Genomic DNA, 7,897 nt, shown 5'->3' with positions numbered 1-7,897 from the left:
CTCTGCGACCTTGACGCGCTTGTGCTTGTGCGCGTTCCAGGCCAGCGCGCCGGATCCGATGCTCAGCGCCAGGAACGGGATCATCGGAATGCCGGGCAGCATCGCCAGCACGAACATCACGCCGGATGCCATGCCGAGCGCCTGCGGATAGCCGGAGAACTGCTTGATCAGGGCCTTGTCGGCCGCGCCGGAGATGCCGGCCTTGGAGACCAGCAGGCCTGCCGCGGTCGAGACGATCAGCGCCGGCACCTGGGTCACCAGACCGTCGCCGACGGTGAGCAGCGTGTAGGTCTGCGCGGCTTCAGCGAAGCCCAGACCCTGCTGCGCCACGCCGATGATGATGCCGCCGATCACGTTGATGAAGACCACCAGGAGGCCTGCGACGGCGTCGCCACGCACGAATTTCGAGGCACCGTCCATCGCGCCGAAGAAGCCGCTTTCGTCTTCCAGCGTCTTGCGCCGTTCTCTGGCGACCTTCTCGTCGATCAGGCCGGCCGAGAGGTCGGCGTCGATCGCCATCTGCTTGCCCGGCATGCCGTCCAGGTGGAAGCGCGCGGCGACTTCGGCGATGCGGCCCGAACCCTTGGTGATGACGACGAAGTTCACCGTGACGAGGATCGCGAACACGATGATTCCGATGACGAAATTGCCGCCCATCACGAAGTTGCCGAACGCCTGGATGACATGACCGGCGGCGTCGGTGCCCTCGTGGCCATGCGACAGAATCAACCGCGTGGACGCCAGGTTGAGCGACAGCCGCAACATCGTCGAAATCAGCAGGACGGTCGGGAAGGCCGAGAATTCCAGCGGCGCCTGGATGAACAGCGACGTCATCAGGATCAGCATCGACAGCGTGATCGAAATCGCCAGGAACAGATCGAGCACGAAGGCAGGCAGCGGTAGGATCAGCACCACCAGGATGGTGAGAACGCCGAACGCCAGCGCCAGATCGCCGCGTTTGAGAATGCCGACGATTTCGCCGAACGAGAGAAATCCCCTCGGCGCTGCTACGCTTTGAGCCGCCGCCACATCGACCATGGTCAGTTCATCCCCCCGCGTGTGCCGTTCACGCGCCCCAAGCGACTGCGCGGCGGCCGAAGGGCCGCCGGTCCGAAAGTGAGGCACCGCACTGGCGTCCACGGAGATCCCCCCGTTCCACGCGTTCGACGCTACTCGACTTCACCCGGCAATTTTTGCCCAGTGTATGGTTAGGAAACGGTTAATGGCGGCGCATGACGCCGCCATTCGGGGACGCAGGGAAGGCCGAAGCCGGAACGCGCGTGTTGCGCGCGTTCGCGGCTGGCTCACGGATCGCGGCCGAGAACTGGATTGGCGTCATCGGTTTCACCCAGATTTTGAGCTTGCCTAAATGTATGATTAGGCCAACAATCATGCAATCGGATGCGATCGGCAGGGAGCGTGATGCAGGACACGACCCAAAATCTGGCAACTGCGGACATCGGATGGATCAATCCACCGCTCGACCGGACGTCGCCGCTTCCGCTGTATGCTCAAATCAAGCAGCGGCTTATCGGTCTGATTTTGCGCTGGGAGCAGCCCGATCGGCGGTTCTATTCGGATGAGCAGCTATGCGCCTTCTTCTGCGTGAGCCGCGATACGGTCCGTCAGGCGCTGTCCGAACTGGTCCGTGATGGCATGCTGACGCGGAGCAGGGGGCTTGGCACCTTCGTTTCCGCGCGCAAGCTCGAGGAACGCTTCGGGCCCGGCATGGATTTCATCCGGCAATGGGAAGCCGCCGGGACACCGATTCAGTCCACGCTGCTGATATTCGAGCGCTGCGGCGCCGACGACCAGGTCGCGGATGCGCTCAAGATCGAGGTCGGCGCGCAGATTCTTTTCATCAAGCGCACCCGCGCCGCGGCCCGCGTGCCGGTCGCCATCGACTATCGCTATCTGCCCGCCGACCTCGTGACCGATTGGGATGAGAGTTCGGCGCTTGCTTCGCCGCTGCATCTGTTGTGGCAATGCGTGGAGCTGCGCAACGGCGAGTTCGCGATCGAGGCCGGCGTCGCCGGTCCGGAAGAGGTCGAATACCTGCATCTCAACGCCGGCGCTCCGGTCCTGATCCGCACGCTCCGTTATCGCGACGCGGACGGGCGCCTGGTCATGGCGGGCCATACGGTCCATCGCGGCGATCTGGTGCGCTACTCATTGAACGTGCCGCTGTCGCGCGAGGCGGGTGTGGCCGCCAGTGCGATCGGCAAGACTGCCGTGCACAGCGGCGTGCATGACGACTGAGCGGGCACACAGCAATGACAGGACGCCACGCGGCGCCACGCATGAAACGGAGGGCATGATGAATCCCGCAAGGAATCTGACAAGCAACATTGGAAGACGCAGTTTCCTGCAACTCGCATCCGGCGCGGCGATCGCCGCCACCTCGCTGCGTCCCGGCTGGGCGGCGGATGAGCCGCTGCGCATGGGCTCGATCCTGTCGGTCACCGGACCGGCCGCATTCCTGGGCGAGGACATGAAGGCCGGGTTGCAGCTTGCGGTCGACGAGATCAATGCCGGCGGCGGCATCAATGGCCGCAAGATCGCCTGGACATTCTATGACGCCGAAAGCCAGACGCAGAAGGCACTCTCCGCTACCCGCCGGCTGATCAGCCAGGACAAGGTCGAGTTGATCGTCAGCGGTGGCAACATGAGCGGCATCGCGCTCGCGATGGCGCCGATGGCGGAATCGGCCGGCATCCCCTTCATCTCCAGCGAAGGCGCGCTCGCCATCGTCACGCCGGTCACCGAGCGCAAATGGGTGTTCAAGAGCACCGTCGACGACGAGGACGTTCTCGAGCGCATCGCCGACTATCTGGCGAAGAAAAGCATCAAGAAAGTCGCGTTGATCGCCGACACTTCCGGCTTCGGCCAGGGTGCCGTCACGCAGATGAAGACGGTCGGCCCGCGGCGCAATCTCGACGTCTCGTATGAATCCTTCGATCCCGCAGATACCGATATGATGCCGCAACTGACCCGCATCCGCGACGGCGGCGCCGAAGCCATTATCTGCTGGACTGTCACGCCAGCCGGCGTCGTCTTCCTGAAGCAGGCGCAACTGCTCGGGCTCGACAGCCGGACGCTGATCCACAGCTACGGTTTCGTCTCGTCGCATTACATGACGCTGGCCGGCGATGCCGCCAAGCCGCTGCTGCTGGCGAGCCTGAAATTCCCGGTGGGCGATCAACTGCCCGACAGCGATCCGCTCAAGGCCGGCATCCTCCGGCTGTTCCGCAGCTATCAGGAACGCTTCAATCGTGCGGCGAGTCTGTACGCGGCGGAATCCTATGACGCGGCGATGCTGGCAAAACAGGCGCTCGGCAAGGTCGGCGGCGACGTTTCCAGGCTTCCCGAGGGCATGGAGCAGATCAAGGGTTTTGCCGGCATGAGCGGAGTGTTCAATTTCTCAGCCGACCGGCATTCGGGCCTGTCGAAGGCGGATATCGTGCTGATCAACTGGCGTGACGGCCGTTTCAATCTGGCCGACTATGAGTAAACCGTCGCAACAAAATGGAGGATGACATGGAGGACAACATGGCCCTCTCGCGTGAGATGACGGAGCACCAGGCTTTCGAGGTGGTGCAGACGCTGCTGGACGCGCCCGAAAGCCGCTTTCCCCTGACCTTCAATTCGGACCTGCCGCGGATTCGCGAATTATTCCACGCCGCGACCCGCAACCAATGGGATCCCAAAGCCGATGTGGATTGGGACCAGCTGAATCCCGACGCCTACACCGAACAGCAGCGCTCTGCCGCCCGGCTATACTGGAGCCGCCGGGCCTGGAGTGAATACGGCGCCATTTCGGAAAGCCCCTCCCTGCAATTGCGGTTCGGCCTCGAGAACCGGCCCTCGGACATGCAGCTCTTCTTCACCATCCGTTCGCAGGAGGAAGCCCGTCACGCCGAGGTCTGCCACGCCATGGCGGAGAAGCTCGGCGGCTACATCGAAAAGCCGGTGCAGCAGCTGTTCGAAGGATCGGTCTCGACCCATGGCGTGCGTCGCGCGACCTTGAACGCCGACGTTCCGCTCGAAGGCATCATCGCCGCGCTGGTATGCACCGCGGAGGAGATCGCCTTTGACGTATTCAAGCATCTCGACGACGTGACGCGCGATCCGGTGGCAAGGCAGGTCGTCCGCTTCATCATGCGCGACGAATCGCGCCACTGCGCCTTCGGCTGGTACTTTCTCGAGGCGATCTGCGAGACGCTGACGCCAGAACAGAAGAAGATGATCGAGGATTCCGTCATCACGATGGTCGAGAAGGTCGAGCTCAACGGCTATCATAGCAGCTGGCTGGCTCCGGAGAACCCGGCATCGAACGCCGAGGTCGAGGCTGACCGCATCACCTATGAAGCCGGGCTCGGCTCGACGATCGAGCAAGCCGAGAAGCCGGTCTTCATCGCGACGCTGCAGCGCATCCGCGACCAGATGCGGCCGCTCGGCATCAATCTGCCGCCGTTCTTCCATCCCAAGCTCGGGACCGTCTGACGTGCCGCGTCTCATGCACCAGGTCACGCCGATCCTGCCGCCGTCGCGTCTGTTGATCGAGCGGCGCTTCCCGCTCGAAATGAGCGCGACGCTGCCGGAGATCCGCGAGCTCTACGACAACGGCAAGGCGGGGCGCTGGAATCCGCTGCGCGATGTCGATTGGGCGGCGCTTCTGCCGGAGCAATATGATGCGCCGGCGCTCGCGGCGGCGCGGCGAACCTGGAGCCGGCGGCTATGGGTCGAGGCGACCGGTCTCACCGAGACGCCGGCGCTCCTGATGCGCTTCTGCATGGAGGCTGGGCGTGAGATCGACGCGAAGTTCTATCTCACGGTCCGCAACACCGAAGAGGCGTGGCACGTCGAATGCTTCGACCGGATCGCCGAAGCGTTCGGCGGCCGGGTCGCTGCGCCCGCCGACAAGGTCTACGAAGCCACCTTCAACCGCAATCTGCACCGGCGCGTGATGAACGCGGAGCAGAACCTCGATAGTTATGTCGCCTGCTTTGCCGCCTTCGAGGACGGTCTCGAGCTCGAACTCTGCCGGACCTGGCGCGACCACACGACAAACCCGGCGATCGCAGCCGTGCTGGACCGCATCATCGCGGACAAGGAACGCCACGCCGCTTTCGGCTGGTTGTATCTGGCGTCGCGCGCGCCGCACTGGACCGCCGAGGGCCGGGCGCGCATCGCAGACGAACTCGCCACGAACATCCGCGATACGGAGCTGAGAGGCTACCACTGTCCCTGGCTTGCCCCCGAATATGCGGCGGTCGAGGCGGAGGCCGATGTGTTGACGGCCTCCGCCGGCCTCGGCGGCGCGCCGCGCGTGGCGGAGGAAGAGACGATCGTTCGTTACACCGACAATGCCCGACAGAAGCTCGCTGAGCTCGGCGTTGCCTTGCCGATGTTCGAGACCAACCGCATGCGGACGTTCTGACCATCATGATGACCGCCATCCTGCAATTGCTGGTCGCCGGCATCGGGACGGGCAGCATCTATGCGCTGATCGCGCTCGGTTTCAACGTCGTGTTCAAAAGCACCGGCGCGATGAACTTCGCGCAGGGGGAATGGGTGGTGATGGGCGGGATGATCTCGGCGCTGCTGTTTTCGGCCTTCAGCAGTATTGCACTTGCCTGCCTCGGCGCGATACTGATCGTGACCATCATCGGCATCCTCTCGGAGCGGCTGGTGATCTGGCCCCTGCGGCGGCCGACGCCATTGCTGATCACCCTGATCTCCATCGGGCTCGCGATCTGCAGCCGGAGCCTGGTGATGCTGGTGCTCGGCAAGAGGCCGGTCGGGTATCCCGGATTTTCGCAGACCGCAACGCTGACATGGGGCGGCGTCAGCGTGCAGACGCAAACCCTGTGGATCGTCGGCTTGACCGCCGCGTTCCTGCTGGTTACTCAGCTGTTTTTCGAACGCAGCATGATGGGCAAGGCGTTGCGGGCCGCGGCGGCCGACCGCGACGCCGCGGCGCTTGTCGGCGTGCGCGTCGAAAGCACGGTGCTGCTGTCGTTCGCGATCGCCGCCTTTGCCGGCGCATTGGCCGGCGCCATTATCACGCCGCTGACGCTGTCGTCCTATGATCAGGGGGCGCTGTTCGGCTTCAAGGGATTCAGCGCGGCGATGCTCGGCGGCATCGGCAGCCTGCCTGGCGCGGTCGTCGGCGGTCTCGCGCTCGGGCTGATCGAGGCGTTCGGCAGCTTCTACATCTCCTCGGATTTCAAAGACGCCATTGCCTTCGCGGTGCTGCTGGTGATCCTGTTCGCGCGCCCGTCCGGCTTTCTCGGCCGCGCCGACGTGGTCAAGGTCTGAGCGCGGATGGCGATGGCGGACGCAGATTCCACGCCTTTGGCTTCGGTGGCCGCCAAATCGACGTCGCGGTCCGCGGCGGCGCGGCCCGCTTTGTCCGGGACGCGCCTGTCCGACCGCTGGCGGCTGGTGCTGGTGTGGCTCGTGCTGCTGATCGTGCCTTTTGTCGCGCCCAACGCCTATCTGGTGTCGCTCGCCAACATGATGCTGATCAACATCATCCTGATCGCGAGCCTCAATCTGCTGGTGGGCTATGGTGGGCAGATTTCGCTGGGCCACGCCGGCTTCTACGGGCTCGGCGCCTATGTCAGCGGCGTCCTCAACGTGAAATTTGGACTGAACGCCTGGGCCGGCCTGCCGGCGGCGGCGTTCTTGACCGGTCTCGCCGCGCTCGTCATCGGCATTCCGGCGTTGCGGTTGCGCGGGCTCTATCTGTCGATGGCGACGCTGGGCTGGAACGCCATTCTGGTCGTGATGTTCAACCGGCTGATCGACGTGACCGGCGGCCCCAATGGCCTGCTCGGCGTGAAGCCGTTCGCGCTTGGCGCCCTCAAGCTCGACACCGATGCGCGCCAATTTCCGCTGCTGTGGCTGGTCTCGTTCGTGGTAATGCTGGCGATCCTCAATCTGTTGTCGTCGCGCATCGGCCGTGCGCTGCGCGCGGTAGCGACCAACGAGCTCGGCGCCGACGCGGTCGGCATCGACAGTTTCCGCACCAAGCTCCTGGTCTTTGTGCTGAGCGCCGGCATGGCCGGTATCGCCGGCAGTCTCTACGTCCATGTCAACCAATATGCCTCGCCGGATACGTTCAGCGTCTCCAATTCGATCCTGCTGGTGGTGATGGTGGCGATTGGCGGCTCGGGCCTCTATTGGGGCCCGATCCTCGGCGCCTTGATCTACACCGCCGTTCCGCAGTTGCTGCTCGACTATGAAGACGTCGAGCTGATGCTGTTCGGGCTTGCCATGATCGTTGTCCTGCTGGTCGCCCCCGGAGGTCTCGCCGGGTTGCCGGCAGTGCTGCGACGGCGCCTCGCCAGACGGCGGCCGTTATGACCGACCGTCTGCTGCGCGTCGAGGCGCTCAACTGCAATTTCGACGGGGTTCGCGCGGTTGCCGATCTCAGCTTCGATGTCCGCGCCGGAGAGATCAAGGCGGTGATCGGCCCAAATGGCGCCGGCAAGAGCACGCTGTTCAACATGATTGCCGGTGTCACGCGGCCGACCTCGGGACGAATCTGGTTTGACGACGTGCGCATCGACGCGTTGCCGACGTTTCGCCGCGCCCGACTGGGAATCGCTCGCACCTTTCAGAACCTGCAGATCTTTCGCGAGATGACGGTGCTGGAGAACGTGATGACCGGCCGCCACATTCACGGCGAGGCGAGTCTGTTCGGCGCGCTGCTCAACGGCCCGGCACTGCGCAGCGAGGAGCGCGCAATGACGGAGGCGGCCTTCGACCTGCTGGCGCGCTTCGCGCTCGACGGCAAGGCACGGATGCGCGCGGACGACCTGAGCTTCGGCCAGATGAAGCTGTTGGAGCTGGCGCGGGCGCTCGCCGGCCAGCCGAGGCTGCTGCTGCT

At 64.4% G+C, this 7,897-nt stretch carries 8 protein-coding genes; 7 read left to right on the top strand and 1 reads right to left on the bottom strand.

Annotated features, from left to right (window positions below; genetic code table 11):
• Positions 1-1,140 (bottom strand): FHIPEP family type III secretion protein (locus tag WCB02_RS34505; RefSeq protein WP_423965647.1); only part of this gene is annotated, 1,140 nt, incomplete at its 3' end.
• Positions 1,141-1,422: 282 nt separating this feature from the next.
• Here WCB02_RS34505 and WCB02_RS34500 point away from each other — a divergent pair.
• From WCB02_RS34500 to WCB02_RS34470, 7 genes are all read left to right on the top strand, one after another.
• Positions 1,423-2,259 (top strand): GntR family transcriptional regulator, encoded by an 837-nt coding sequence (locus WCB02_RS34500; RefSeq protein WP_423965644.1) that lies wholly within the window; start codon positions 1,423-1,425, stop codon positions 2,257-2,259.
• Between the two features lie 58 nt (positions 2,260-2,317).
• The gene (locus WCB02_RS34495) at positions 2,318-3,511 is read left to right on the top strand and encodes an ABC transporter substrate-binding protein (RefSeq protein ID WP_423965641.1); all 1,194 of its coding nucleotides are present in this window, start codon (positions 2,318-2,320) and stop codon (positions 3,509-3,511) included.
• A gap of 26 nt (positions 3,512-3,537) precedes the next feature.
• Complete coding sequence (locus tag WCB02_RS34490; RefSeq protein WP_423965638.1) at positions 3,538-4,503, top strand: hypothetical protein; 966 nt, start codon at positions 3,538-3,540, stop codon at positions 4,501-4,503.
• A 1-nt stretch (position 4,504) separates the two neighbouring features.
• Positions 4,505-5,440, top strand: coding sequence for a hypothetical protein (locus WCB02_RS34485; protein WP_423965636.1), 936 nt, complete (start codon positions 4,505-4,507; stop codon positions 5,438-5,440).
• 5 nt (positions 5,441-5,445) lie between these two features.
• A complete protein-coding gene (locus tag WCB02_RS34480) occupies positions 5,446-6,321 on the top strand; it encodes a branched-chain amino acid ABC transporter permease (RefSeq protein ID WP_423965634.1) in 876 nt (291 codons plus the stop codon).
• A 12-nt stretch (positions 6,322-6,333) separates the two neighbouring features.
• On the top strand, positions 6,334-7,371 hold the full coding sequence (locus tag WCB02_RS34475) for a branched-chain amino acid ABC transporter permease (protein WP_423965632.1): 1,038 nt from the start codon (positions 6,334-6,336) through the stop codon (positions 7,369-7,371).
• Positions 7,368-7,897 (top strand): ABC transporter ATP-binding protein (locus WCB02_RS34470; protein WP_423965630.1); only part of this gene is annotated, 530 nt, incomplete at its 3' end. The genes WCB02_RS34475 and WCB02_RS34470, both read left to right, overlap by 4 nt.

The sequence above is a fragment of the Bradyrhizobium sp. genome (assembly GCF_049581145.1).
In the GTDB taxonomy this organism is placed as follows: Bacteria; Pseudomonadota; Alphaproteobacteria; order Rhizobiales; family Xanthobacteraceae; genus Bradyrhizobium.
Note: the sequence above shows the minus strand (reverse complement) of the source record. Positions and strands in the feature narration are given on the sequence as shown.